The sequence below is a fragment of the Neomegalonema sp. genome, assembly GCF_028688855.1.
GTDB lineage: Bacteria > Pseudomonadota > Alphaproteobacteria > Rhodobacterales > Rhodobacteraceae > Neomegalonema.
The window spans coordinates 17,530-43,825 of record NZ_JAQTXI010000022.1 but is presented as its reverse complement, the minus strand read 5'-3'; the positions used below and the strand labels follow the sequence as shown (position 1 = coordinate 43,825).

Here is a 26,296-nt window from a genome sequence, read left to right as displayed (position 1 = left end):
GGCGCCCCGCGGAGGCGCGCCGGTCCGGTCTTCCCGTCGTTGCGGGAGGGGCTTCACTCCGCCGGTTCGGACGCCTTCTGCGCGGCCTCGACGATGGGCGTGCCGTAGACGAAGAAATCCTGAGGCAGCTGGCCGCCGTACCAGGTGCCGCCCTTGGTCCAGAAGTTCTGCTCCGTCCAGGTGACGGTCTTCCATTCCGGATCGAAGACGAGATAGCCGCTGTCGCCGAAGAGCTCGATGCGGTTGCCGCCCGGCTCGTAGAAATACATGAAGTAGCCCTGGCTGATGCCGTGCTTGGCCGGGCCGGCCTCGATGTGGATGTCGTATTCGGCGAAGAGGTCGGCGATGTCGAGCATCTGGCCCTGGTGGCCGTACCAGAAGGCGACGTGATGCAGGCGGCCGGGCGTTCCGCTGCGGTCCTTGGTCAGCGCGATCTCGTGCACCAGAGGGCTGACCGACAGCCAGCAGGCCAGTTCGTCGCGGCCGCCGAAGACGACGTTCTCGCGCTTCTGGAAGCCGAGATGCTTCTGGAGGAACTCGGCGTTGCCCGTCACGTCGTCGCACATGAGGTTCACGTGGTCCAGACGCCGGACCGGCACCCCCGACAGCGGACGCTTCTGCGCGCGGCTCAGCAGATTGGAGCGCTGGGACTCGTCGGGCTTGAAATACTCCACGTCCCAGAAGAGATGATGGGTGTGGCCGTCGGGCATGCGGAATTCGTAGGCCCGGCCATAGCCCTTGTGGCCCTCGACCCAGCGCCCCGGCGAGTCGGAGGCCTCGATGGCCGCCACGCGCCGCGCCAGAGCCTGCGGCGACATCGCCCGCCAGGAGATCACGCCGACGCCCGCCTGATCGGCGCGGGTCAGCTTGAGCGAATGGTGATAGCGGTCCTCGTAGGCGCGCAGATAGACGGAGGAGGCGTCCTCGTCGTTCTTGTAAAGGCCGAGGAAGTCCTGGAAGAAGCGCGCGGATTCGTCGAATTTCGGGCTGAAGATCTCCACCATGGCGAGCTGCGCCACGTCATGGATGGGTTCCTGATGACTCATGGTTTCCTCCCTGAAGGACAGGATCGGGCTGAGATCCTCGGCGGGAGCCGGGATCTTCTGGCGTTGATTGAAGCTCGCGGGGCGCGGCGTGGAGCTTCGCGCGCTCTGGAGCGCCGCGTCCCGGATCTGCGTGCGGAGACTATTCGGCGCCGATCCGGAAAGGCTCCGTCCGGGGTCCGGGCTCGGCGCCCTCGGCGAAACGCGGCTCCCCGCCGACGGCGAAATGGCCGGAAGGGATCTCCTGGACGATGATACGCACCGCCTCGGCCCGCACGCCGAGAGTCTCGACCACGGCCTCGGTGACGCGTCTCATCATCGCCTGTTTCTGGTCGGGGCTGCGGCCCTCCATCATGTTGATCTGGATGATCGGCATGTCGCATCTCCCTCCGCCTCTGCGCCCTGGGGCGGGGAGCGGAACGTTTGCGGGAAAGCCGCCTGCGGATTCGCTGCGCGGCTTGCGGGCGTCTTCGCCCTCTGGTCTGGAAAATCTAGGCGGCGCCGGTCCTTGCCTGCAAATACCATTTCAGGCCCTCCTTCATGCGGATCGCGTATGGAGCCCTTCAGGACGGGCGCCGCAGATCCTCCAGCTCCCGGAGTCCTCCGTTGCGGGCGACCTCCAGGAAATTGCGCAGCACCGGCGAGCCGTCGCCCGAGCGGTAGACGCAGCTCAGATCCACCGTCGGCGCCGGGTCGAGGTCGATCTCCAGAAAGACCACGCCCCGCAGGCTCACCGACTTCATGGACTCCGGCGCCAGACAGACCCCGAACCCCGCCGCCGCCAGAGCCAGGCCCGTGAAGGCGTCGCCCACCACCTGCGCCACCTCGGGCTTGAGCCTCTGGCTGCGAAACAGATCCTTCACCACGTCGACGAAGCCGAAGGCCCGGCTCGCGGGAAAGAGGATCAGCGGCTCGCGCGCCAGCTCCGCCAGAGTCGCGCGCCCGAGCCCCGCCAGCGGCCCCTCGCTGGAGACCGCCGCCACGAGCCTCTCGCGGGCGATCTCCTCGATCATCAGGCCCTCCTCCGGATTCATCAGCCGGTTGAAGCCGAGGTCTATGGCGCGGCTGCGCAGGCCCTCCACCTGCTGGATCTTGTCCATGGCGCGCAAGGCCACGTGGACGTTGGGATAAAGCCGCTTGAACTCCAGCACGATCCTCGGGATGAAGCCGATGATGGCCGAGCCGAAGATGGCCACGTCCAGCCGTCCTTCTTCGCCCTGCGCGGCGCGGCGGACGCGTCCGCCCGCCTGATCGAGCAGACCGACGATGTTCTTCGCCTCGGCGAGGAAGATCTCGCCCGCCTGGGTCAGCTCGACGCCGCGCGGGGTGCGCAGGAAGAGCTGAGCCTTCAGCTCCTCCTCCAGCTGCTGGATCTGGCGCGTGACGGGCGGCTGCGAGACGTTGAGACGCGCCGCCGCCCGGCCGATGTTCAGCTCTTCGGCGGCGGCGATGAAATATCTGATCTGCCGGATGTTCATGCGCGCCCTTCCCTTTCACGCCTCCCTTCGCGCTCCCGAGTCTGACAGATCCGCGCCGGGGGCGTAAGGGCGGAGCCCTCAGAGCTTGACGCAGAGATTGCTGCGCTCGGTGTAGAACTCCAGCGAATGGGCGCCGCCCTCGCGCCCGATCCCGGAGGATTTCGAGCCGCCGAAGGAAGTCCGCAGATCGCGCAGGAACCAGGAGTTCACCCAGATCAGCCCCGCCTCCAGACGCCGCCCCACCCGATGGGCGCGCGACAGATTCTCGGTCAGGACCGTGGCGGCCAGTCCATAGCGCGTGTCGTTGGCCAGGCGGATCGCCTCCTCCTCCGTGTCGAAGGGGCGGATGTGGCAGCAGGGGCCGAAGATCTCCTCGCGGATGAGGGCGCTGTCCTCTTCGAGGCCGGTCCAGATGGTCGGCTGGATGAAGAAGCCCTGATCGCGGGAATCGCCGAAATGCGGGACGCCGCCGCCCGTCACGACCTGCGCGCCGAGTTCGCGCGCCTTGTCATAGTAGGACAGCACCTTGCGCCGATGCTCCTCCGAGATCAGCGGCCCGAGAGTCGTGCCCGGATCATCGGGGCCGCCGGGCTTGAGCGCCTCGGCGCCCGCCTTCAGCCGCGCGACGAACTCCGCGAAGATCGGGCGCTCGACATAGAGCCTCTCCGTGCCGAGGCAGACCTGTCCGCAATTGGCGAAGGCCGAGCGCATGGTGACTTCGATGGCCTTGTCCATGTCGCAATCGGCGAAGATCAGGCCGGGATTCTTGCCGCCCAGTTCAAAGGAGACGTCGCGAAGGCCCACGGCGGCCTGTTTCATGATGGCTTCGCCGGTGCGGGTCTCTCCGGTGAAGGTGATGCCGTCCACGCCCGGATGCTGGGTCAGCAATTCGCCCGCCGAGCCGGGGCCGAAGCCGTGGATCACATTATAGACGCCCTTCGGAATCCCGACCTCGTTCATGACCTCGCCGAGCAGCGCGGCCGTGGCGGGGCTTTCCTCCGAGGGCTTGACGATCACGGTGTTTCCGCAGGCCAGAGCCGGACCCACCTTCCAGGTCATCAGCAGGAAGGGCGCGTTCCACGGCGAGATCACCGCGATCACGCCCTTGGGCCGGTGCAGCTCCATGTTCACGGCGCCCTTGCCGTCGGGGGTGTCCATGGGGAAGAACTCGCCGCCGACGTTCTTCAGCAGATTGGCGAAGATCTCGAAATTCGCCGCGCCGCGCGGGATCTCGATGGTTTCGGAGAAATGGCGCGTATGGCCGGTGTCCTGAATCTCGGCCTCGACGAAGTCCGGCGCGCGGCGCTCGATGGCCCGCGCGAGATCCAGAAGGAGATTCGTCCGCTGCTGGAGCGGCATGCGCCCCCAGGGGCCTTCGAGCGCGGCGCGGGCGGCGCGCACGGCCCGGTCCACATCCTCGGCCAGAGCCTCGTGAACCACGGAGATCTGACGCCCGTCCACCGGAGAGATCTTGGCGAAGGTCTTTCCCGAGGCCGCAGGCGCATAGGCGCCGTCGATGAAGAGTTCATGGGTTTTCACAGGCGAAGTCCTCCCTCTGCGCTTTCGAGCGCCTTTCTGGCGCGGCGAGGCTAGCGCGGCGTTCTTCATGCCCGCCAATGCTTTTAAAGGACAGCCTCCATAGGTTTTCCGTATGGCGGGAAGGTCGGAGTCCATACGGAAACCGCATGGAGCCGAGCCGGTCAAAGTATTGGAAGCGTATGTCTTCCGCTTCCTATCCTTTCCGGAAACCAGAAAGGGGGAGGCGGCATGATCGACGAGACGAGGATCCGGACCCTGGGCGACGCGCTTCATGAAGCGATGACGTCAGGCGTCCCCACGGCCAAAATCAGCGAACTGGAGCCGGACAGCACCATCGAGGACGCTTACCGCATCCAGAGCCGGATGCTCGCGCGCCGGATCGCGGCGGGCGATTCCGTGATCGGCAAGAAGATCGGCCTGACCAGCAGAGCCATTCAGGACGCGCTCGGCGTCTATCAGCCCGATTTCGGCCAGCTCACCCGCCAGATGCTCCACCAAAACGGCGAGTCCATCGACCTCGGCAAGCTGATGCAGCCGCGCGCCGAAGCCGAACTCGCCTTCATCCTCAAGCGCGACCTGATCGGCCCCGGAATCACGGCGACCGACGTGATCCTCGCGACGGATTACGTCTCGCCCTGCTTCGAGATCGTCGACACGCGCTTCCAGGACTGGAAGATCAGGATTCAGGACACCGTCGCCGACAACGCCTCCTGCGGCGTCTTCCTGCTCGGCGAGGGCCGGGCCGATCCGCGCGACCTCGATCTGAGCCTCGCCGGACTGGTGATCGAGAAGAACGGCGCCCTGCACTCCACCGGAGTCGGGGCGGCGGTGCAGGGCTCTCCGGTCAACGCCGTGGCCTGGCTGGCGAATACGCTCGGGCGGCTCGGGATTCCGTTGAAGGCGGGCGACGTCATCCTTTCCGGGGCTCAGGCGCCGCTGATCGAGCTTCAGGACGGCGACGAACTGACCTGCGAGATCGCAGGCGCCGGGCGCTGCATGGCGCGATTCACAGGGAGGGCGCAGGCATGAGCCTCGACGCCGAAGCCGTCGCGCGCCTGAGCGAGCGCGTCGAGACGGCCCAGACCTGCGCGCGGGCCATCCGCAAGCTCACCGACGATCATCCCGGCATGACCGTCGCCGACGCCTATCGCGTCCAGACCGCCTTGCGGCGCAGCTACGAGCGGCGCGGACAAAGGGTGGTCGGCTGGAAGGCGGGACTGACCTCGCGGCCCAAGATGATCCAGATGGGCGTCGACAAGCCCGGCGTCGGCTTCCTCACCGAGGCCATGGCCCGGCCCGAGGGCTCGGCGATCACGGTCTCGGATCTGATCCATCCGCGGGTCGAATGCGAACTGGCCTTCGTGACGAAGGCGGAGCTTTCCGGAAAGGTCTCCCGCGCGGAGGTGATGGCCGCGACGGATTACGTGCAACCCGCGCTGGAGATCATCGACAGCCGTTTCACGGGCTTCAAGTTCGACCTCGAAAGCGTGCTGGCCGACAACAGCTCCTCGGCGCGCTTCGTGCTGGGCGGGCGGCCCCGGCGGCCTGAAGCTCTGGATCTGCGCACCATCGGCGTGGTCATGGAGATCGACGGCGAGATCGTCGCGCTCGGGGCTTCGGCGGAGGTGCTCGGCCATCCGGCGGAGGCCGTGGCGATGCTCGTCGGCGTGCTGCACGACATGGGCGAGACCCTGCCCGCCGGAAGCCTCGTGCTCAGCGGCGCGATCACTCAGGCGGTTCCGGTGAAGGTCGGAAACTGCGTCGCGGCGCGATTTTTCGAAATGGGCTCCGTAGGGGCGCGCTTCGTCGCCTGAACCCAGAAGAATGCGGGAGGAACCATGAGCAAGATCAAATGCGCCCTGATCGGATCGGGCAACATCGGCACGGATCTTCTCTTCAAGCTCAAGCGCTCGGAGATTCTGGAGCCGGTCTGGATGGTCGGCATAGACGAAAAATCCGAGGGCCTCGCCAAGGCGCGCGAGATGGGCCTCAAGACCACCCATGCGGGAATCGAGGGCTGCTCCCTCATGTGGCCGCCGACGGAATCCGGATCGCCTTCGACGCCACCTCGGCTTACGTCCACGCCGAGAACAGCCGCAAGCTCAATGAATTGGGCGTGCTGATGATCGACCTCACCCCCGCCGCCATAGGTCCGCTCTGCGCGCCGACGGTGAACCTCCAGGCTCTGGCGGCTCGGGGCGGAGTGGTCAACGTCAACATGATCTCCTGCGCGGGACAGGCCACGATTCCCATCGTGGCGGCGGTCAGCGCGGTGCAGCCGGTCGAATACGCCGAGATCGTCGCCTCGCTGAGTTCGAAATCCGTCGGACCGGGCACGCGGGCCAATCTCGACGAATTCACCTACACCACCTCCAGCGCCCTGGAGAAGGTGGGCGGGGCGAAGAAGGGCAAGGCTCTGGCGATCATCAATCCCGCCGAGCCGCCGCTGATCATGCGCAACACCATCTCCTGCGAGGTGGAGGGCGAGCCCGATCAGGCGGCCATCACGGCCTCCGTGCTGGAGATGATCGCCCGGGTCCAGATCTACGTCCCCGGCTACAAGCTGGTGAACGGGCCGGATTTCGACGGCAACCGCGTTTCGGTCTTCATGGAGGTGGCGGGGCTCGGGGATTACCTGCCGACCTACGCCGGAAACCTCGACATCATGACCGCCGCAGCCGCCCGCACGGCGGAGCTGTTCGCGGAAACCCTGCGCGCCGAAGCGGCGGGCGTCGGAACGGGAGCCCTGTGATGGCGAAGAGCAAGCTCGAAGGCCGCAAGGTCCTCCTCCACGACATGACCCTGCGCGATGGAATGCACGCCAAGCGCGAACAGATCTCCGTGGCGCAGATGGTCGAGATCGGCGCCGGTCTGGATGCGGCGGGGGTGCCCTATCTTCAGGTGACCCATGGCGCGGGGCTGGGCGGCAATTCCCTTCAGCATGGCCGGGCTCTGGCTTCGAACGCGGAATATATCTCGGCGGTGGCGGGAGTCGTGAAACAGGCGACCATTTCGGTCCTGCTGATCCCCGGCCTCGGCACCATGCGCGAATTGCAGGAGGCTTGCGACTGCGGCGCGCGCTCGGTGCATGTGGCGACCCACTCCACCGAAGCCGACACCTCGCCGCAACACATCGCCTTCGCGCGCAAGCTCGGGATGGATGCGACGGGCTTCCTGATGATGTCCCATCTCAACGACGCCAGGGGCCTGACCGGACAGGCCCTGCTCATGGAGAGTTATGGCGCGCAGACGGTCTATGTGACGGATTCGGCGGGCTACATGCTCACGGACGACGTGACCGAGGCCATCGCCCGCATGCGCGACGCCCTGAAGCCTGAAACCGAGATCGGCTTTCACGGCCATCACAATCTCGGGCTTGGAATCGCGAACTCCATCGCCGCCATAGCCGCAGGCGCCAGCCGCATCGACGCTTCTCTGGCGGGGCTCGGAGCGGGGGCGGGCAATGCGCCTCTGGAGGTTCTGGCCGCCGTCTGCGAGCGGATGGGGATCGAGACGGGCGTGGATCTCTTCAAGCTGATGGATCTGGCGGAGGACGTGGTGGTCCCGATGATGGATCATCTGGTGCGCGTCGACCGCGAGGCGCTGACGCTCGGTTATGCGGGAGTCTATTCGACCTTCCTGCTCCCGGCCCGACGCGCCGCCGAACGCTTCGGCGTGCCCGCCCGCGACATCCTGATCGAGCTGGGCCGCAGGAAGATGATCGGCGGCCAGGAAGACATGATCCAGGACGCCGCCATGACCATGGCGCGCGAGCGGGCGAAAGCCGCGTCCTGACTCTCGGGGCGGCGGACCCGATCCCCGACCTGCGCGGCCCGGAGCGGAGACCTCGCGCTCCGGGCCGCTCTCAGGTTCGAGACTTGCGGCGCTTCTCCGAAAGCATCAGGCTGTCCGGCTTCCGGGCGACGGATTCGCGGCGCATCCGGGCCGCCCGCCCTCCAGACGACGGAGCCTTCGCCATGACCTATCACAGCCATCGTCATGCGGGATCCCCTGCGCAGCCCGTGATTCTGGCTCTGCACGGAACCGGCGGCGACGAGCATCAGTTCACGGATCTGATCCGGCGGACGGCGCCGGAAGCCGGGATCGTCGCGCCGCGCGGCGACGTGTCGGAATACGGCGCGAACCGCTTCTTCCGCCGGACCGGCGAAGGCGTCTACGACATGGAGGACCTCGCGTTGCGCACGGGCCGGATGCTGGATTTCGTCCGGGCTGTCCGGGCGGAGAATCCGCCCCGGCCTCTCTTCGCCTTCGGCTACTCCAACGGAGCCAACATTCTGGCCGCGATGCTGTTCCGGGAGCCGAAGCTGTTCGACCGGGCGGCGCTTCTGCATCCGCTGATTCCGTGGGAGCCTCAGGCGCAGCCCGATCTTGCGGGGAGGCCGGTCTTCATCAGCGCGGGCCGCGAGGATCCGATCTGTCCGCTTCCGCAGTCTCTGGCGCTGATCGACTGGTTCTCGCGTCAGGGCGCCCGGGTCGAGAGCCTCATCGAACCCGGAGGCCACCAGATCGGCCGGGCCGAACTGGCCGGATTGCAGCGATTCCTGCAGTCGGGCGATCCGGCGTCCTGAGCTCTGCATATCCGGCAGACCTGAAATCCGTCCCTTCTGGAACAACCCGTTGATCTTTCATCTGCGTGTTGTGAATTCACATGAGGAGGCGCGCGGAGAGGCCGGGCGTCAGGAAGCGCCTGGCCTTGTTTGCGCGACGCCGATCCCTGCTCTGCGCTTCTGGACATGCGGCCAGCAAAGGCCTTCGGATCTCGGGCTCTTCGCTCCCGGATATGGACGCCGAGAGGCGTCCGGCGAAGAAGCGCATGGAAGCTCCAGGTCATGATTGATATTCGGAGCGGCATACACTATAAGGAGCATATCGGAGTCTTCGGAATATTGATCGGACATTTTCATGTCCTGATTGCGCGTGAGAGATGTTTCATGCAAGGCGAGATCTCCTTCTGAGGATTGCGACGCGAACCGGCGAATTCCGATCGACCACCGCAAGACCGGAGGGCCCTGAGGCACAGGGCCGCCGACGACCAGGGTTCACAACCAGGATCGAGCGGGAGGCGCCTGATGACCAGGCTCATCATCTCCGGGAATGGAGAGCTGTCGTTCGCGCTGAACGGCGTCTGCGACGGCGGCTCCTGCGCATTCGACCATCTCACGCTCACGCTGGCGGGAGGCGGCGCCCGGGCCGACCTGACGCTCGACGCTCCGATCCGGATCTCGCAGGCTGATCTTGAAGCGATCTCCCGACCGGAGGAGGCGGACGGCCGGGTCCGCCATCTCGAATCTTTCGACGCCATCGTCAGAAACGGCGCCGGGGTCGCGTTGGCGCGACTGCGCGACGAACTGGCGTCGTTGCGGTTGAAGATGGGCGCCGAAGGGAAATTCTTCGGCGTGGAGGGCGAAGGCTGGACGGCCTGGGCCGAGCTGCGCATTCCGCAGCTTGTGCCAGGCGGGGAGGGGCCTCTGGTCTTCCTCGCCGGAGCGAGGGCGCGCCTCAAGGGCGCCTTCCGTCTGGCCCAGGCGGAGGACGCCCAGCTTGATCTTGAAGCCGATGTCGACGTCGAGATCCTGGTGAAGCTGAGCGGCGCGGATCTCGTCGCCGGACTGGGGCTCCGCACGCCTGATATGTCGCTGTTCAACCTGCGTCTGCCGGAATGGCCCCTGCAAGGGCTCCGGTTGAGCGACTGGACGCCGGATCTGTCCGGACTCGGCTTCCCTCTGGTTTTGCCCCTGCCTGACTGGCTGGGCGAAGTCCAAACGGAATGGTCGGCGCCAGAGGCCCGGATCTCCCTGAAGGATGGCGCTCTCGAGGGCGAGATTGGAGCGGCGGCCATCGTCGTCAGGATCGGGACGACGCAGCTTGTCGCCATCGAGAATCTCCGGATTAAACTTGCGCCGGGCGCCGATAAACCAATCCGGATTTCAGGCGTCGTCATGGCGAGCGCCGAGATCAAGGATCCGCCCGCTGTCCAGCTCGATCATCCGGACCTGGGCCTCCGGATCGCGGCGAAGTCCGAGAAGCTGACGCTGACCGCGCAAGCCGGGACCACAGGCCTGGCGGAGTTCGAAACCTCGCTCATGGGCGTGACGGTCAGCGTGATCCTGGATCCGGGTCCCAAGGCCAGAACGCTCACGATCGCGGGAGATCTGATCCTCACGCTCCGGAACGGCGAACCTCAGTTCAAAATCGACAAGCTCTCCGTCGTCGTCGATGGCCATGAGGCTGCGCTCGACTCGCTGATCGGCAGGCTGGGCGGGCTGATCCGCATCGCCTTCTCGACGGAGGACATCAAGCCCGGCTCCGCGTCGGCAGTTCTGATCCGCCTGGCGTCATGGATCGGGGATCTGCTCGGCCGGATGGCGCGACTGATCGAGAGAGGAGCCGAAGCGACCGGCTCGGCGCTGAACGCGCTCGGGCGGGGAGCGGCGCAGATGCTGGAGGAGGCGATCCGGACGGCGACCGACCTGTCGGATGAGGTCTCAAGCCGTCTGGGCGGTCGGCTGGCCCTGGAGCTTCGCCTCGATCCGGCGGGCTGGCGGCCCGTGCAGATCCTCCTGTCGCGGCAGGTCGCCGCCCCGGAGCCGGGCGGGACGATCCGTCTTGGCGGGCGGGGGCTGAACCTCGTCCTGTCGGCGGATCTGAACCCGGGGCTGATGATCGACCTGCGCGACGACTGGATCGGGCTGGTTCTGCAAGGCGGCGCGGAGAAGGCGCGATTCACGCTCGGCTCCAATCTGTTCCTGGACCGGAGCGGCGCGCCCGGCGCCGCCATCGGCGGCCGTCCGGAGGATGGACAGGCTGGAGAAGACGTCTTGCAGCTGACGGGCCTTCTGGCCAAGGACCGCGTTCTGGCGCCCCTCGTCCTGCATCGCGGGCGCATCCGCTTCTTCCAGACGATCGCAGAGGCCAAAGGCGAGGCGATCACTCTGATCGGCGGCGTCACGTTGCGCAGCCCGAAATCCGCAGGCCCGCTGGAGCCCATGACCCTCGGCCTCTCGGAGGAAGCCGATCTGAAGCTGGACGTCAATCTCGACGAAGAGCGCCTCCTGGCGCTTCTGCCCGCCGGAACGGGCGGAGGCGCCCTGAGCCAGAGCATCGGCGTGACCTTCGGGCAGCCGGTCCTTGCGGGCCGGACCCTGAAGATCAAGGCGAAGCTGACGGTTGCGATCGGCGATTTCAAGACCGGCGGCGAAGTCGATCTGATCCTTGATCTGGACCATATGCGGCTGAGCATGGACGGCGGAGACAGGATCGAGATCAGGAGAGAGACGGCGCTCACGGCGCAATTGCTCGGCCTTGATCTGACGGTGAGGGAAAAGCAGCCTGACGCCTCATCCTTCGTCGCCTTCACCCTCTCCTGGGCCGACGGCGACATGAGGCTGGCCCTGGGCGAGAACGCCAGGGCCGAACTGGTCCACTCCGGCCTTTCCGCCAGCGGCGGCCTGCGCTTTGAAATCACGGAATTCGCCATGGGCCGCGGCGGACTGGATCTGACGGCGGCCGTCGATCCGAGCCATCCGGTGGTGCTGGAGGGCGTGCGGCGGCCTTTCCGCTTCGCCGAAGGCCGGATCAAGGTCGCTTCAGGGCGGCTGCTGGGCGGAACGATCTGGGGATCAGGGACCTTGCCGCCGGAGCTGCTGGGCGAGGCCCTGGCCGAGATCAGCCTGACCTTCGCCGATCGTGGCGGGCGCCTGGCTCTGTCCAGCGCCCATGCGCGCCTCGAAAAGGAGGACGAGCCTCTGTTCTCGACCTCGACCTTCCTGAAAACCGAGCTGCGCGCCATCGGGCTGGGCTACAAGGAGGTGCGCCCCGGCAAGGCGCATTTCTATTTCCTGCTCTGGGGCAAGATCGCTCTGCAGCCCCCCGAGGGGCCGCTCCTCTCGGGGTTGACCAGGCGGATCAGCAATGTCGAGATCGTCTTCGACGAAGCCCCGCTGACCAGCGACGCCTCGGAGTTGCTGCGGCACATCCATTTCCGGGCCGAGCTCGATCCTCCGGTCGAGGCCGGATTGTTCGACGTCTTCGACTTCGAGATCCGGGCGATCTCCTTTCATCCGGCGAGTCCGGCCTGGCCTGATCACCCGCCCGCTTTCGGCCTCGCCGGACAGATCCGTTTCGACGGGCCGGGCGATGCGGTCAGCGTGCAGGTGGACGCTCATGAACTGCTGCTGGCGCCGCCCGACAGGGCGAAATCCGCGCTTCCGCGCCTGCGCGCCGAAGGATTGACCGTTTCGATCTCGATCAGCGGGCTGGCGCGGATCGAGGGCAGCGCGATCGCCGTCGACGGCGACCTGCCGCTGACCGTCGCGCCGCCCGCCGGACAGATGCGCAGCATGAACGGCAAGGGATTCCTGGCGACCGCCCGGATCGGAATCACGGGGTTGGGCGCCTATGGCGCGACGGCGGGCTTCCTGCAGCTGACGCCGCGCGACGGCGGCCCGCGACGGCGCGCCATGTTCATCGCCGGGGAGGCCGAGCAGCTGTCCGAACGGATCGACACGCCCATAGGCCCGCTATGGGTCAGGTCGGCGGTGGTGGCCATGGGCAAGAATTACGATCTGGTGGCGCTGGCGGCGGCCGACCAAGCCAGGACTCCGAGCGAAATGGTGCGCGGGCTCGACGGCGCCACAATCGACCCGATGAATCCGTGGGCCTGGTCGCCGACGGAAAGGGGCGAGACGCTGACTCTGGCGCTGAGCGCGACGATCTCGCTGACCTCGGCCTCCGTGAGCTCCTCCTGGTATGACGAGGAGAACGAGAAGAGCCTGGCCAATCCGCTGTTGATGAACGTCATGATGGCGGTGCGCAGCGATCTGACCTTCTTCGCCGCCGTGCGCGGCTGGATCGCCACGAATTATCATGACTGGGTCGACAGTCCGACCGCAGCCGAATGGAAGTCGCGCCCCGGCCTGCGCGGCTATCTCTATTTTTCGGTTCCCCGCAAGGAGCTGCTGGCGCGGTTCATCGCCGATCCGAAGGGACATATCGGCTCCAGTCCCGATCTTCCGGAACCGATCAGGCAGGCGCTTTCCAGCACGCGCTATTCCGCGACGCTCTATATCCGCCCCGGTCTTTTCCATTTCGAGACCGGCTGGCCTCATGAGCTGGGCTTCGATCTGGGAAGGCCCGAGGACAATTTCCATCTTTCGCTTTCGGGCGGCATGGTGTTGCGCATCGAAGACGCCACGACGCTTTACGGCCTCGCCTTCCGCGCGCGGGGCCATATCCGCTTCGGGGTGGGGGTGGGCTCCTCCAGATTCGGGGCCTCCGTCACGGCGCTGGCCGAATTCGCCCTGGGCGGGAAGTTCATCGCTTGGCTGGCTCCTCTGAACCCACGGGACACCCTCTTCTATGGCGACGTGGATCTGAAGATCACGGTGGTCTTCTCGGTTTCGGTCTGGCTGTCCTTCCGCATCTTCAGGAAGCGGATCACTCTGAGGATCGGATTCTCGATCCGGCTGACGGTGGAGATCGCGGCCGAACTCGTCGTCTCGGGCGAAGGCCTGGGCGGACGGATTCACGCGGCCATCGGCCTGCGCGCCTTCGGACGCAACATTCATGTCGGGCTCGGTTTCTCCTTCAACAATCGTCTGCTGGACAAGGCCCGCAGCCGGGTGGCCCGCTTCCTCGAACTGGGGCTGGGAATCGAGCCTCCGGCCGAAGACGCCCTGCTGGCTCCGGCCCCGGCGCCGGAAGCCTCCCGCAGCGCCCGCGCGCGCATCGCCGACGCCCGCCATGCGCCGGACGAGACGAAAGGTCGGACAAAGGCGACGCCGGAGGAGGAGGACGGGACGGGGGAGATCGCTCCAGAAGGCCGGAAGATCGGGGCGACCGATTTCCGCGCGGTGCTGTTCGACGCGGGCGTTGTCACGCTTCCGGGGGGGAGCCGGATCCGCGGATATCTGATGCAGCTCGTGCCTGGCGACGATCTGGAGGGTCAGAAGCGCGCGCTCTCCACCTTCTTCTGCGAACCCCCGCCCTTGCGGGAGACGGGGGACGGAGATGATCCCGATGCGGCTCCTGTTTTCCAGGAGAACCCCGGAGCCGAATACAGGATCAAATGGCTCGAAGACTCCCAGCCCCGTGAGGATCGGCCTTCGGTCTGGCGGCTGACCGGGAACGGCTTCGAGCGGCCCCTGATCGAGGCTGAGGACAAGACCTCCATCCGGCTCGACCATGATCTGGTCATCGGCGAAGACGAGGGCGGGGAGATCAGCCTCGGCCTGCTGCTGGCGGACTGCTTCCTCGGCGGGACGGGGTCCCGCCCCTACACCGAGCCTTTCGCCATCCGTCTCCAGCCGGAGAAATCCGCCCATGTCAGGACTCGTGACGAATCCCTGCGGCGGCAGTCCTCGCGGACGGAGATGGACGACGCGGCCATGCGTCATTCGCTGCTGGTCGAGGAGCGGCGCGGCTCGGCGATCGCCACGATCGGCGACAGCCTCTTCGTTCTGGCCGAGCGCGCAAGACGGCTGGGCCCGGACATGGGCTGGAGCCGGGACGACGAACTGCAAGCCCTCGGCGGCGGCGGGAAACTGCTGGCGCGCGATTTCGGGCTGACCTTCCTCATCCCGGAGGAGGCTCTCGACAGATTGTTCACCGAGGAGGGCGAGGCCGGATTCGCCCTCTGGAAGGGCTGCCGGACGGAGAAGGGCTGGGAGCATCTGGAATGCGGAGTCTCCCTGCTGGCTCGCCCCGAAGACAGCTTCTCCCGGCGGGAGCCGCGGCTGGCCGGCGCGCGGGTCGAAAAGGGCGCCGACGGCTTCAAGCTGCTCTGGGATCTAGAACCGGCCTTCGGAGCCTCCGGCAGCGCCGGATCCGATCCCGAAGCCATGCTGGCGCATTACCAGATCGAGCGCAGCTTCGAAGGCATGGAGAGAGCCCATGCGGCTGAATTCCGCACCAAGAGCGCGGCCCCCGTCGCTTTCGTCAAGGATGGGCAAGACGGGATCCTCGCGGAGCGCTCGGGAATCCGGACGCATCTCTGCGACGATCTGAGCCTCGGCGGATTGCCGCCCGATCTCCGGGCGCTGCTTCTGGGCACGCCGATTCCCTCCGGCCGCAATCCGCGGGAGGTCTGGCGGAGCCATGTCCTGCCGGGCCGGAGGATCAGCGTGGTCTACAAGGTCGTCGCCGTCGACACGATGGGCGGACGCAGCTCGCTCCGGGTCGTCGAGCGCGAGATCCGGCCCCCGGTCCTGCGCGCCGAGGCGCCGGTCTCGGCGAAGCTGACCCTGCTCTACAAGAGCCAGCCGACTCCCGCCCGCAATGGAGATCCCGACATCCGGCTGGAGCTGGAGTTTGCGGACGAAGCCGCCCTGGAGGCCGCCAGAGCTCCGGGCGCGCAACTGAAGTTGCGGCTGCGCGCAGGAGCCCTTCGCGGCGGAGGCGAATACGGCGTCGACGCGGTGGACGAATTCCGCGCCGTTCCCGGCCAGCAGGAGATCGACCTGAAACAGGTCGGACGCGACAGCGACGTCATCCTGATCGCCGATCCGGACGGAGATTTCGAGGCGGATCTCGGCGTCTCCGGACGTCCCGCGGAGTCGGTCGCATTCCGCCTCCGCCTCGGGAAGGGCGAGAGCCTCAGATCCGGAGTCGCCGCCAGCCTGATGAGCGCCCTGGGCGTGCTGGAAGGCGGTTTCGACCCCGGAAAGCAGCGCGCGGTCAGAGTCTTCGCGCAGCGCTCCGACGCCCCGCCCGACGCCGGAGAATCCGCCGATCCGCCCAGCGCCTGGATCCAGGCGACCATGGCCACCCGCATCCCGGGGGAAGCCGCCGATGCGGAGGCCGCGGATGAAACCGCCCTGATGGAGACCTTCGAACATCCGGTCGATCTGCAGTTCGCAGCCATGGACGCCGGCCAGATCTCCGCCGGGCGGGCCGGTCGGCTTGAGTTTCTGGGGCCGAAGGCGGAGTCCACTCTGGATGCCTTGCTCGACTCCGGCGATTCCGTCCTCCAGCGCGAGCTTGATCCCGACCGCCGCACGGCGATCCGGCTGGAGATCAACGTCAACGCCGCGCGGCTGGTCGAGAGCGCCGCAGGAAACGCCGCTCTGGCTCCGCTGATCGGCGGATTCGACATCTTCGAACTGGATCCCTTGCGGGCAGAGGCGGCCGAGGCCGACGCCGGAGCCGTCGCGGAAATGGCGCGGCTGCGCGGGCGGCTGCGCGTTCAGCCCCGGTCCCTGGCGGGGATGACGCCGGACCGCGTCGCCAGCTTCTCCAATCTGGACGTGCGCTATCCGTCGCACGGTCGACGCGCGGAGCTCGCCGCAGCGCCCTGGAGCGCCCCGCTCGCCGAACGTCCGGCGAAGCCGGGATGGTATGGGCTCGCCGATAATCTGGCGATGTTTCCCGAACCCGTGCTGCGGCGCCTCCTGACGCCGGCGCCTGACGAAACGCTGATCTCCTCCCTGCTGGAGCCAGGCCCCGCGACGAGGATCACGGCCGTCCTCAAGTGGAGCGAGGGCGAACAGGAGATCGGCGTCCTCTCGGCCGATCAGGGGGGGCCGATCTCCGCGCCCGGGCTCCGGTCCTGGATGTCGAAACTCGGATTCGAGAACAGGGAACTCGATCAGGCTTATGCGGAGTGGCGGCGACAGGGCGCGCTTCCCTCCGGTCTGGCGCGATTCGGAGCCAGGCTGACCTTCATCGTCGAGGGCGAGCAGAAAGACGCCGCAGCCTTCGACCCGATCCCCATCTCGCTGGCCACGCCCGTTCACCCGATGCTGGAGGAGATGATCGCCCGGCTGGCCTACGCCAGCTATCAGGAGGGTGCGGAAGGCGCCGAATATCGCCGCTACGAGGTCGTCCGCGAGGAGATCGGGGCGACCGATCCTTCCGGCGGCCACATGGGCTTCCTCGAAGCCCATGCCGAGGCCGCCGATCCCTATGGCTGGGCGGCCCTGCGCTCGATGGGCCTGGCGGTTGGGTTCCGCGTCTATGACATGGAGGAGGGGCGTTTCCTGACCGGCGGCGCCCTGCTGGATCTGGTCCGGCGCGCCCTCGAGGCGGCGAAGGCGAATTACGGCTGCGTGGATCTCGGCGCGCCCTTCGTCGAGCTCGTCGACATCCCCGAGAGCTTCATGTGGATCAGCGGGTTCGACGGCCGCAACGCCTCGAGCGGGGCTGACCGGGAGCGGATCCTGAATTCCGGACTTTCGGTGCTTCAGGTCAGCCTGAGGCCGCGCGCCCTCGCGGAGGCGGGGCCGGGGCGGGTGCGCTACGCCCGCATTGATCCGGCCATCCTGGGTCGGGAGCCGCCCGAGGGTTGGCGGCTTGATCTGGCGCTTGACCACGGGGTCGTCTCCTGGGGCCTGAACGGGCGCGGAACCCTCGAGCTTCTGAAGGCCGCCGAAGGTCGGGCCTGGCCTGCGCGGCTGATCCTTCCCGACGGGCGCAAGGATGAAGCCCTGTCCGCAGGAGGGGAGATACGGTCCTCTGCGCATCCCTCCGTGGACCTGGCCGACGTCTTCGGCGCCTTTCCCGCGCTCGACGGGGGGACGCTGAAGCTTCTGGAGGAGAAAACCGGAGCCTTCGGGCGCTTTCTCTCCTGGTTGCCGCCCGCCGCTCTGAGCGGCGCCCCCGACCTTCGGGCGGAGGGTCTGGAGCCTCATCTGGAGCGCTTCGCCGCCTGGGGCGAGCGCTTCCTGCGCCATGGAGGCGGCGCGACCCGGGCGCAGGCCTCTCCGCCCGTCTGCTTCGCCCTGGCCTCGCTGACCGACGAGGCCGAACAGATCCGCACGCCCGACGGACAGGGGATCGTCAGCGCCTTCTTCATCGACGACCGGGAGATGGGCCGCGAAATCGCCTTCGCCGTGCGGCCGCATGGCCGTTACGCCCGCCTGGCGGCGGCTGTGCGCAGGGAGGATCCGCGCGCCGTCACTCTGGCGGGCGGCTTGCCGGAGGCCTGGCGGAGCGCCTTCGTCACGGTCCGGCTCGCCCGGACCAGGGCGTTGCTGAAGCCCTCGATTCTCTGGGTCGGGGCGACGCAGCCGCGCGAAGGGACCCTGCCGAGCTGCGACCTTCTGGTGGCGCAGCCTGCGGATCAGGTCGTCGGCGACGCCAATCTGTCGAACAGAAGCCGTCTGCAGTCGGCCTGGACAGGCGTGGAGCTGGCCGCCGTCTTCCGCGGCCGGTGGCGCGCCCGGAGGCTGACTGGTCTGGATCTGACGGGTTTCGAGCAGGCCGGAACGATTCCCGATCTTCTCTCGCCGGTCCAGAGCCTGCTGACGGAGGAGGATCTCCGGAGGCTGGGCGTCGACGCGCCCGATTCCTGGCGCGGGGCCTTGCGGTATTCCTTCATCGGCCTGCCGCATTTCTTCGACGTTCAGGCGCTCGTCCACCATTCGGCCGGAGCGGTGGTGTCGGACTTCGTCACGGCTCCATTGCCTGAGAGCCCGGGAATCCTGCGCTTTCCGCCCTTTGCGAAGGAAGATGGCGACATGGAGGTCCGCAGGCTTGCGCGCCCGCCGCGCTGGTCGATCCAGCCGACGAAGGAGGGAGCGGGCATCATGTTCGACATCCCCTTGATCCGCAACATGGACACCACGCCGGGACCCGTTCTCGCGGCCTGGACCGGCGACGGCGCCGTGATCGCGCCTGCGCTGCTGCTGCCCGACGAGCGGGTGAGCTACCGCCTGTCGCTGCTCGGCCCGGACGGCAGCCTCCTGACGCCGGAATTCGACATTCTCCCCACGACGCCGCCTGACGACGACGACGAGCGGCCTGAGCCTTTCACCCTGCTCGCGTCGGGCGAATTCGAGCCCGGAGAGATCGAGGTCGAGGCTCTCGGCCTGGGGGGCGGGCCTCTGTCGGCGCCGGACGACTTCTGGTTCTGGCGTCTGCGTTGCCGCGCCCTGCTCTCCCGCAGGCGCTATCCGACCCTGCCTCTGGACTCCGGAGATCTGGTCGCATGGGCGAGCCGACGCCTCGGGAGCTTCAGATTGACCGCCTATCGCGGAAGCGAAGCCCTGACGATCGATGTCGAGCGACCCGACGATGAAGGAGCGACGTCATGACCTCCACGCAGCTTCGTCATCTCAGCATCGAGGGCCCCTGGATCGCGGCGAACCGGCCGCTCTGGCGGATCGGAACTCAGGTGCGGGCGGGCATGGAGGGGGCTCATCAGGATGGGGGAGACCCTCTGGTCGACCGCAATTTCGCCCTGCGCGCCATGGACCTGCAACAGGATGCGCATGAAGTGGGATGGAGCGAGGACTCCGGAAGGAAACGGGCGATGATCCGTCCTCCCGGGCTGCTGCGCGCCGAACTGGACGCCGGAAGCGCGGAGATCCCGCTCGAACACCCGTCGGACGACAGCTCCCACTCCGGCTCGACGAAGACGACCCGCAGCGGCGATCCGCAGACCCTCCTGCTGGCTCCGACGCGGCGCGGCTGGCCGGATGTCTCCGCCTCGAACGGCGGGAACCAGATCACCATGCCGCGCATGCGGCTGGTCGCCGGAGGAATCCCCCTGAAGATCCCGCTGCGGGTGTGGGACGATCCGGCGGAGGGCTGGAGACACACGCCCTTCGGGATCCTCGTCCATTACTGGCCGCCCGGCTCATCCAGGCTGGTGGATGTCTTCAACGGCGCACGAGGGAGGTTCGACGAGCATGCACTTGAGGTCATGCTGACGCCCGAAGGCGTCGAATTCGACCTTGAGCCGCCGCATCCCCTGCATGACGTCGCCGGTCTGAAGGGCCAGGATCCGCGTCTCGCGGCGCGGGTCCGTCTGGAGCCGGATCCGACGCGCAGACAGGGCCTCCAGCTCCGCTTCCTGCGGGAGCCGGGGGAGAAACAGGAATTCCTGACCGGCTTCGCCGACCATCTGCGCGCGCTCGGCGCCGGAGGCGGCCCTCTGCGCGCCAATCTGGACAGGCGTCCGGGCGTCTCGCCCTTCGTCTGGAAGCTGTTCTGGGGCGGAAGCCGCCAGGAACGGAGCCTGCGTCTGACCGAGGGCTCAAGGGTTCTGTGGCGGATCGTCTTCGATCCTCTGCGGTTCGATCTGCATCTGGAGACCAACCTGAACGCCGAAGGGCGCCTGCCTGCGGTCGCGCGCCTGAGAAACCGCGAAGGAGAAAGCGCGGTCTTCGCCCTGACCCGGTTCAGCGAGGACGGAAAGGCGTCGAAAACGGTTCTCGGCGCCGAGGTGGGCGGCGAGGCGGACTCCGGGGCGGCCTCCGGATCGGAGGCCCTGACGATCGCCTATCCCGCCCGGAAGGATGAAGCGCAGCCTCAGGGAGGCGGCCCGCATCTGGGGATCGTCGATCTGGCCGCACGACTGGCTCTGGCCGAGGCGGCGGCGCGGCGTCGGGGCGACGGGCCGAAATCCGTCTTTCTGCCGACCGTGAACGGAATCCTGCAATTGCCCGTCGCGCCGCCCTCCGGCGGGGAGAAGGCGTCCGGAGCGACGCAGGAGCTCGTCGACCGGACGGCCTTCACAGGCGGCATGATCTTCAGACTCGGCGGCGTCATGGTCGAAATCGACGGGGCGAAGCGGATCAGTCTGGAGCAGACATGGCGCCGTGGGGCGGCCGGAGATCTGTCGATCCGTCTCGACGCCCCCTCCGGAGCCCTGAGGGAGTTTCTATGGACGGCCGAGGAATCCCCGGAACCGGCCCGTCTGCTGCCGACGGGCCGTCGGCATGAGGCCCAGACCCGCGAGCTGATCGCGACCTTCGGCGTTCCCGCCTCGGCCTCCGACTCCCGGATCACGCAGGCCGCCGACGGAAGCGGCGCCCTCCAGATCGAGATCGACGCCTGCAAGGAGGGCTGCGGCGGGAGCAGGGTGTTCTGGACTCCCTTCCATAGCCTGCCCGGGCGTCCCGCTCCGCCCGCGATCTCGGCCATGCCGATGCTGCGCCTGGGCGGAGACCCCGCCGAGCCCGACGATCTGCGCGATCTGATTCCTCTCGACGCAGCCGGAAGGATCACCCTGAGCGCGACTTCGGACTCCACGCCGCCTGCGGTCAGGCTGGAGTCCATCAGGCTTCTGGATCTCTGGCCCTCGCCCTCGACGACGCCGGAATGGGGTCTGGCGGCGACGCCCTTCGCGTCGCCCACCGCGCCCGGCCTGGAGATCATGCCCGGACCGCCCCGGCGCTTCGCCTTGCGCCATGACCTGCCGATCCTGGATGAGCTTTTCGCGCGCCCCGACGCGCCCGCGGATCCGGAGGATGATCCCGGAACCGGAGATCCGGGGGCGCGGGGAGTCATGGATCTGGAGGCCCTGGGACGATTCTGGAAAGGTCAGGCGGTGGAGCTGGCCCTGACCCGCACCCGTCACGCCCGCGCCTCGGATTGGGCCGAATCCGGCGCCCGGGTCGCCGGACCGCAGCATCTGGTCTCGCCCTTTGCGACCGCGGCCTCCATCGTCTTCATGGAGGCTCCCGAGGCCGGAACGGATCTGGCGACAGGCGGATACAGGATCGCCTGGGAGCAGGGCCCCGAAGAAGTCTTCTTCGGCGACAAGGCGCTCAAGGGCGTGACGGGCCGCTTCGGTCTCCGGAACGGCGAGCTGCGGCGCCAGGAGAACGGGTCCATCGCGATCTCCGGCGGGGCCGCCGCGAGCCACCGGATCCATGGCCTCTCCGCCGACGCGCTCGGAACCGCCATGGCGTCGCCCGCGATGGACGACGGCGATCTGATCCGGCGGACGGCGCGAGTCGCTTCCGGCGGAGGCCTCGAGGAAGAGATCGATCTCCTGACTCTGGCGAAGCCGCGAGTCCTGTCCGTCGGCGAGGTCGGCCTGCGCTTCTGGCTGCGCGATCTTCCGCTGGGCAGGGATGGCCTCTTCTCCGGCGAGGACGCGCAGGAGGTCACGCCGCAGCCGCTTGCGCAGGCGCTCCATGAATGGCGCCTCTGGCGGGAGCCTGCCGAAGAGGAAGGCGGCCATGGCTTCACGGTCGGCGCCTTCCATTTCACGCCGCTGCGGCTGCAGAGCTATCGGCGCGACGGCCTCATGCGGCTTCTCTGTCGGGCCGAACTGGCCGGATTGCGCCAGGTCGAGGTCGGGACTCCCTTCGACGACGATCTCACGCCCGAGGAGGGCGCTCTCGTCTCGCTCAGCTTCGACGCCAGGGGAGACTGCACGCGGATCGCCGCCTTTCCTGATCAGGGCGCCGAGGGCGCATTGCGGTTCCGTTTCCCTGCGGCTCTGATCGTCGGGCTTGCGGGCGCGCAGGATGCGGATCCGGAGGCCGCCCGAACGCCGGTCGAGCTGGAGTTCCGGCGGATCACGCCTCAGGCGCGCTTCTCCGGGGCGCGGCTGAAGCTGACCCTGCTCGGCGCCGAGGTCGCGCAGGATCTGTCGGGCGAGGCGGACGCCCTGCGCCACAGCGACGACGCCCCGCCTCGTCCCGGGACCATCCGCCTGAAAAGCCTGGAGCTGTCCTTTGCGAAGGGGCGCGCGCGGATCGAGGCTTGGCTCGCCGGAAGCCTGGCGCTGAACGACCGCGCCTCCGCCCCGGCGGCCCTGTCCTTCGGGCCGGATTCGGCCGCATGGCTGGGCGTCTCCGGGCTCACCTCGGGCCTCCCCGGACTGGATCACGCGCGCGGCGTGATGAACTTCTCCCTGAGCTTTCGCGCGCAAGACGATCTGACGCCCGTCTCGGGGCTGAGCTTCACAGCGCCCGAAGGCGCGCTGGTCGCCCAGTTCGCGCTCGAGCCCCGTCAGGAGGACGGCGGCGTCTGGTCGATCCGCGACGGAACCATTCTGGCCGAGATCAGGCAGGGAGGAGCGGAGGGCGCGCGGCGTCTGCGCATGCGGAGTTCGATCCGGAAGGGGAAGGCCAGCCACCGCCTGTCCCTCGACCTGCCGCCGCTGGAGCGGGTCAGCGGGATCCGCTGGACTCCCGACGGCGTCAGGACGACGGACGACCGGGAGAAGCCGGGACATTCCCTTCGGGTGGAGACCCAGAAGGCGGACGCGTTTCTCGACCACAGGATGCGGATCACGCTCGTCAATCAGCCGATCGCGCCCGAGGCGCTCGCCATGCGGGACGGAAGCGTGGTCCTTGCGGCGCCGCTGGAGCTTCTCGCCCGCGTCGATCACAGGCTGGGCTTCCTGGCCTGGTCCTCCATCGAGCCGACGCTCTTCGTGACGCCCGCCCTCTGGCGCGGAGGCGAAACGCCCGAAACGGAAGAACAGGCGATTCATGTCCATGGATCGCGCTATCGGATCACGAACGCCCGCTATCGCGATCCGGAGACCTCCGGCGGCTTCGTGCCCGTCGCCGGGATCGGCTCCCGCCTGGCCATGCTGAGCGGCTTCGACGACCCCGTCCTGCTGAAGACGCTCGACGCCGGAGACCAGACGCCGATGCTGATCGGCGGCGGCGTCCATCTGGTCTTGCGGGGATCCGCGGCGGTCGTCCTGCCGCTGCCCTGGGTCGCGGGCCTCGTCACGGAGCATCCGCCTTCGCCTTTCGACGCGCTGATGGCCTTCGGGGAATGTCGAACCTGGAGAGCGGCCTGGATCGACGCGCGCGCGCCGCGCATCTTGGCGGCCCTGCCGCCAGGCTCGCCTTTGCCGACGGCCCTCTCCGACGGCGAGGATCTGGCTTGGGCGCTGCGTCAGCCCGGCCCCGAAGCCGGAGACTGGGAGCCGGCGATCCTCCGCTCGGTCGAGCAGGCCTTCTTCGAGCCCTCGCCCGCCGGGCCCGGACCATCGGCGCAGGAATGGCCGTTTTTCCTCCCGACGCTTCTGGCCCTCCAAGCGCTGAACCTGAAGGCGGAGGGCGAGGCTGCGATCCGGACCCTGCATCTGCGGCGATCGCGGGATCGTCTGGCGGCGCAGGTGCTCGACATCGGCGGAGAAAGGGCGCAGGAGCCGCCGGTCCCTGTCCTGAGGGCCGTGCTGCGGGTTCACGACGGAGAGGAGGCACGGGACCTGCCTCTCGATGTCGAGACGACCGGCGCCGTCCCGGTCGCCGATCTCGAGCGGCTCCTCGAGCGCATGACGCGGCCGAGGCTGCGGGCGATGATCCAGGCGGCTGCGGTCCGGCCGCGCATGGCGGCTCTCGCGCTGTTGCGGGAAAGAGAGGGATCCGGCGATCTGCTGGCCTTCCTGCCCCTGGAGCTTCTTCCGGAGCCTGCGGACTTCGGGCGCATCCTTGAGGAAGGTCTCCTCTCGGCGCGCGGCCCGTCGCCTTCGCGCGCGCGCGGCTGGCCGCGAGCCCCTGCGCTGGATCGACGGCGCCCCCTGACGTCGGGCGAGGATCAGGCGGTCGTTTCGGATGAAGCCGGACTCGCGGCGCGCAGCGTCGCGCTGGGGGCGGCGCCGATGCTTCTGGCTCCGGATGCGGCGCGGCTGGCGCTGGTGACTCGCGCCGATACGCTGTTTGCTGCGGCTTCCGCCGCCTTTCGCCTTGATCCCCGACTGCGGCTGCCGACCTCGGCCGCCCGCGAGGCGAGTCTGAAGGCGGCGGGGGTCGCGCCCGGATCCGCCGGAGCGATCTTGCCGCCTCATGTGATCCGCAGCGTTCTGGGCAAGCGCCCCGGCGTGATCGCGACCTTCGTCGACGCCGTGGCCAGCGCGTCCCCGCCGCCCCGCGCGGGCGGGTTCCCGGATCAGCTTGACGAAGGACAGATCCGGTTCGGCGCTCCCGCCGGACTGGAGTCGCCTGTGGCGCGCCAGCTCCGGACGCCGCGCAGCCCGGCCTATCCCCGGTCGGAGGACCCCCTGAAGGGCCGACGCAGCTTCGTATCCGAGGCCGACGGAGACCGGCGGCTGCTCGCCTGCGACGCCGCCGCGACGATCTGGCGGGGCCGATCGACCGAGGGGGAGGCGCATCGTTTCCTCCTGGCGCTGGAAACCCGGGCGATCAATCTGCGCGCGCTCTCCCGCTCGGGGTTGACGCTGTCGCTCCTGCTCGATCACGCAGGGGAAAAGAGCCAGCGCATGCGGATGCTGGCGGCGACCGGATTTCTGCGGTCGGTCCTGGACGATCCCCCCGCCGCCGATCTGGAGATCTGGCTGTCCTTCGGCGCGGCCCGGATCCCGGCGACCCGCATCAAGTGGAAGCTGGACGGCTCGAACGGCGGAGCCCTGCGGATCGCCTTCGACGAGCAGGCCGCGGCGAGGATCGAGGAGCTGCCCGACGATCCTGATCTGCATGGCCGGCTCGTCCTCCGGATGCTGCGCCGCCAGAGCGGGGACGGCGCCTTCGACAGGACCGGCGAGGCTTCGTTGCCCCCGGTCGGGAGCCCCTTCGGCCAAGGCGTCCCCGCTCTTCTGTCCCTGCCTCTGGGCCTCATTCCCCGCGGACGCCGGTCTCTGCCGATTCGGCGCCGCAGCTTCATCTTCGCGGATCCGGCGTATGATCGGCTGTTGATCCAGAACGGCGCCTTCAGCGACGCGCATCACGCAGGCCGACAGTTCCGCCTCGCCTGCGACCGGGGGAAATGCGCGCCCGACGATGATCTGGTCTTCGCCGTCGGGCCTCTGGATGAGGCGGCGGGCCTCTTCGCCGCTGCAGAGGCGGGCGGCTCCTTCCGTCTGGAGATCAGGGCGTTCCGGGGATCGGATCCGGCCGCCTTTCACGTCCTTTCCGTCAAGGGCGAGGCCTTCGCGACGCCCCATGGTCTGGCCCTGGGGAATCTGGGCGCGCCTCTGCAGGCGGGCGACAGCCTCGAACTGAGGGTCGCCATTCCTGCGGAGGGCGGGAGCGCATCCCCTGTCGAGATCGGCCCCCTGAGCATCGAAATCGTCGCGGAGACGGTCGCGCCTGCGACGGCCTCCGTGGTCACGATCCTGGAGGCCCCGGCTCCGGAGGATCCCCGGCTCGCGGTCTTGCTGCACCAGACGGCTCCGGTCCCGACCCGCCTGGAGCATGAGGAGGATGCGCAGCTTCTGGAGGGGCTGGCGCGGGGCGTGATCCGGCGTTCCGGCCTCTTCGTCTGGAGCCGGAACGACCTGGGCGCCCCGCCGGACCAGAAGGCCGCCTATGCGCTGGTCATGACGGATCGATCGGGAGGCGCGCAACTGATCAACGGGCGTGGAGATCTCGCGCCCGTTCTGGCCTTGTCCGGCGGAGGGGAGGCGCGCCTCGACCGGAAATCCGGAGAAACGCCTTCAGGGGCGCAGGACGACCCCGAGGCGGACCAGGACGACGGAGGCGGGTGAGCGCGCCAGAACCCGGCGTCGAGAGGTCGCCTGGGTGCCGCCTGATCCGCCGCCCTGGAGATGATTTCCCCACGTCA

Annotated in this window: 10 protein-coding genes and 1 pseudogene; 7 read left to right on the top strand and 4 right to left on the bottom strand. The window is 68.1% G+C overall.

Features of this window, described 5'->3' with window-relative positions:
* Window positions 1–53: 53 nt before the first annotated feature.
* The 4 genes from PHN62_RS14490 to PHN62_RS14475 all read right to left on the bottom strand — a co-directional run bounded on the left by PHN62_RS14490 (window position 54) and on the right by PHN62_RS14475 (window position 4,060).
* Window positions 54–1,046, bottom strand: coding sequence for a catechol 2,3-dioxygenase (locus tag PHN62_RS14490; RefSeq protein ID WP_300151861.1), 993 nt, complete (start codon window positions 1,044–1,046; stop codon window positions 54–56).
* A 139-nt stretch (window positions 1,047–1,185) separates the two neighbouring features.
* Window positions 1,186–1,419 carry a 2-hydroxymuconate tautomerase gene (locus PHN62_RS14485; protein ID WP_300151859.1) on the bottom strand — a complete coding sequence of 78 codons (234 nt, stop codon included), beginning with the start codon at window positions 1,417–1,419 and terminating at the stop codon, window positions 1,186–1,188.
* A 187-nt stretch (window positions 1,420–1,606) separates the two neighbouring features.
* On the bottom strand, window positions 1,607–2,521 hold the full coding sequence (locus PHN62_RS14480) for a LysR family transcriptional regulator (RefSeq protein WP_300151857.1): 915 nt from the start codon (window positions 2,519–2,521) through the stop codon (window positions 1,607–1,609).
* Between the two features lie 78 nt (window positions 2,522–2,599).
* A complete protein-coding gene (locus PHN62_RS14475; RefSeq protein WP_300151855.1) occupies window positions 2,600–4,060 on the bottom strand; it encodes a 2-hydroxymuconic semialdehyde dehydrogenase in 1,461 nt (486 codons plus the stop codon).
* A gap of 228 nt (window positions 4,061–4,288) precedes the next feature.
* Here PHN62_RS14475 and PHN62_RS14470 point away from each other — a divergent pair, with 228 nt between their 5' ends.
* The 7 genes and pseudogenes from PHN62_RS14470 to PHN62_RS14440 all read left to right on the top strand — a co-directional run bounded on the left by PHN62_RS14470 (window position 4,289) and on the right by PHN62_RS14440 (window position 26,219).
* On the top strand, window positions 4,289–5,089 hold the full coding sequence (locus PHN62_RS14470) for a fumarylacetoacetate hydrolase family protein (RefSeq protein ID WP_300151853.1): 801 nt from the start codon (window positions 4,289–4,291) through the stop codon (window positions 5,087–5,089).
* Entirely contained in the window at window positions 5,086–5,874 is a 789-nt protein-coding gene (dmpH, locus tag PHN62_RS14465; RefSeq protein ID WP_300151851.1) for a 2-oxo-3-hexenedioate decarboxylase, read from the top strand. Before PHN62_RS14470 ends, dmpH begins: the two co-directional genes overlap by 4 nt.
* Before the next feature lie 24 nt (window positions 5,875–5,898).
* Window positions 5,899–6,812, top strand: a pseudogene (locus PHN62_RS14460) (acetaldehyde dehydrogenase (acetylating)).
* Window positions 6,812–7,855 carry a 4-hydroxy-2-oxovalerate aldolase gene (gene dmpG / locus PHN62_RS14455; RefSeq protein ID WP_300151849.1) on the top strand — a complete coding sequence of 348 codons (1,044 nt, stop codon included), beginning with the start codon at window positions 6,812–6,814 and terminating at the stop codon, window positions 7,853–7,855. Before PHN62_RS14460 ends, dmpG begins: the two are co-directional and overlap by 1 nt.
* 182 nt (window positions 7,856–8,037) lie before the next feature.
* Window positions 8,038–8,649 carry an alpha/beta hydrolase gene (locus tag PHN62_RS14450; RefSeq protein ID WP_300151847.1) on the top strand — a complete coding sequence of 204 codons (612 nt, stop codon included), beginning with the start codon at window positions 8,038–8,040 and terminating at the stop codon, window positions 8,647–8,649.
* A gap of 501 nt (window positions 8,650–9,150) precedes the next feature.
* The gene (locus tag PHN62_RS14445) at window positions 9,151–19,110 is read left to right on the top strand and encodes a hypothetical protein (RefSeq protein ID WP_300151845.1); all 9,960 of its coding nucleotides are present in this window, start codon (window positions 9,151–9,153) and stop codon (window positions 19,108–19,110) included.
* Window positions 19,107–26,219 carry a hypothetical protein gene (locus PHN62_RS14440; RefSeq protein ID WP_300151843.1) on the top strand — a complete coding sequence of 2,371 codons (7,113 nt, stop codon included), beginning with the start codon at window positions 19,107–19,109 and terminating at the stop codon, window positions 26,217–26,219. Before PHN62_RS14445 ends, PHN62_RS14440 begins: the two co-directional genes overlap by 4 nt.
* The last annotated feature ends 77 nt before the right edge of the window (window positions 26,220–26,296 follow it).